This window comes from Vibrio sp. MED222 (assembly GCF_000153005.1).
GTDB lineage: Bacteria > Pseudomonadota > Gammaproteobacteria > Enterobacterales > Vibrionaceae > Vibrio > Vibrio tasmaniensis_A.
Genome location: NZ_CH902609.1, coordinates 9514 through 11366 on the forward strand (window position 1 = coordinate 9514; position 1853 = coordinate 11366).

At 45.7% G+C, this 1853-nt stretch carries 3 protein-coding genes; all 3 read right to left on the reverse strand.

Translation table 11 applies throughout. The annotated features are described in order from the left end of the window. On the reverse strand, nt 1-1018 hold a 1018-nt coding region (gene dnaG, locus MED222_RS06970), incomplete at its 3' end, for a DNA primase (protein WP_009847796.1). A gap of 119 nt (nt 1019-1137) precedes the next feature. Further along, nucleotides 1138-1581, reverse strand: a complete 444-nt coding sequence (locus MED222_RS06965; RefSeq protein ID WP_009847797.1) for a GatB/YqeY domain-containing protein — start codon at nt 1579-1581, stop codon at nt 1138-1140. A 25-nt stretch (nt 1582-1606) separates the two neighbouring features. Then, entirely contained in the window at nt 1607-1822 is a 216-nt protein-coding gene (rpsU, locus tag MED222_RS06960; RefSeq protein WP_004396009.1) for a 30S ribosomal protein S21, read from the reverse strand. Nucleotides 1823-1853 lie beyond the last annotated feature (31 nt).

Sequence of the window (1853 nt, forward strand, 5' to 3'; positions counted from 1 at the left end):
TGAGCGTGTTACCTGTTTTCAGGTATTCAAGCGCATTTTCGAGTGCGCGCCACGCCGCTTCTTTACCTGCTCGGTCACCGTCGTAACAACAAACCACTGTGCTGGTTTGGCGGAACAACATTTGAACGTGGTCACCGGTTGTCGAGGTGCCCAGTGATGCCACTGAGTAATCAACACCATATTGCGCTAATGCCACGACATCCATGTAACCTTCAACCACAAGTATTTGCGGCGGTTCACGGTAGGCTTGCAGCACTTCATAAAGGCCGTAAAGCTCTTTGCCTTTATGGAAGATAGGCGTTTCTGGTGAGTTCAGGTATTTCGGTGTGCCGTCTTCTAAGACACGACCACCAAACCCGATCACTCGGCCTCGACGGTCACGAATCGGGAACATCACGCGTCCACGGAATCGATCGTATCGGTTGCCTTTATCGTTTTCTATCAACATGCCGCCAGTAACGAGCATGTCTTGGGCTTCTTTTTGTTGGCCAAAGTTCTTACGAACCAAGTCCCATTCATCAGCGACGTAGCCAATGCCAAACTTCTGTACGATTTCACCAGAAAGACCGCGATTTTTTAGGTAATCAATCGCAGGTTTGTTAGCTGAAATTTTCAGCTGAGAGCGGTAAAAATTACTGATGCCGCCCATCAAATCGTAGAGGTTACGTTTTTGTTCGCTGTTGGCTCTTGGCGCCGTAGATATTTCACCGCTGCGCTGTTCTCTAGGAACATCAAGTCCTAAAAATGAGGCCAGCTCTTCAATCGCTTCAACAAAATCGAGACGTTCGAACTCCATAATGAAGTCGATAGCATTGCCGTGTACGCCACAACCAAAGCAGTGATAAAACTGTTTTTCTTGGCTTACGCTGAAAGAAGGGGTCTTTTCGTTGTGAAATGGGCAACAAGCACCATAGTTTTTGCCTTTTTTCTTAAGTTTCACGCGTGCGTCCACAATATCGACAATGTCGAGACGCGCTAGGAGATCATCGATGAAACTACGCGGGATGTGTCCTGCCATAAAACCTTAGAAAAATGCACTAACTGAGAGTGTGGATAATAATAGTTTGAATAGGTTACAGATACAAACAAGCCGTGCGTTCCGAAGGATTGCACGGCTTGTTGCAATTTGATTTGGGATTAAGCGAGTTTAGAACGAACTAAACCACTAACTTTACCCATATCTGCACGCCCTTGAATTTGTGGTTTCAAGATAGCCATTACTTTACCCATGTCTTGCATGCCCGCAGGTTGAGCTTCTGCAATTGCGCTATCAAGTAGTGCAATAACTTCTTCTTCAGTTAGCGGTTGAGGCATAAAGCCTTCAAGTACCGTAATTTCTGCTTTTTCCACGTCAGCAAGATCTTGCCGATTTGCCGATTCATATTGAGCAACAGAATCGCGACGTTGCTTAACCATTTTAACTAATATAGCAATAATGTCGTCGTCGTTCAGAGTGATCCGTTCGTCAACTTCACGTTGCTTAATTGCTGAAAGAGCTAAGCGGATAGTGCCAAGGCGCGGTTTGTCCTTGGCTTTCATCGCTAATTTTTGCTCTTCTTTGAGTTGTTCAATAAGAGCCATAACTCAGTCCTTATGGATTAAGTTATTAGTACAGACGAACGCGACGTGCGTTTTCGCGAGCTAGCTTTTTAGCGTGACGCTTTTGAGCTGCTGCTTTAGCGCGTTTGCGAACTGTAGTTGGCTTTTCGTAATGCTCACGACGACGCACTTCAGAAAGGATACCTGCTTTTTCACAAGAGCGCTTGAAACGACGTAGTGCAACGTCGAACGGTTCGTTTTCACGTACTTTAACTATTGGCATATGCCTTTCACCTCAGGGGTTATTCATTATC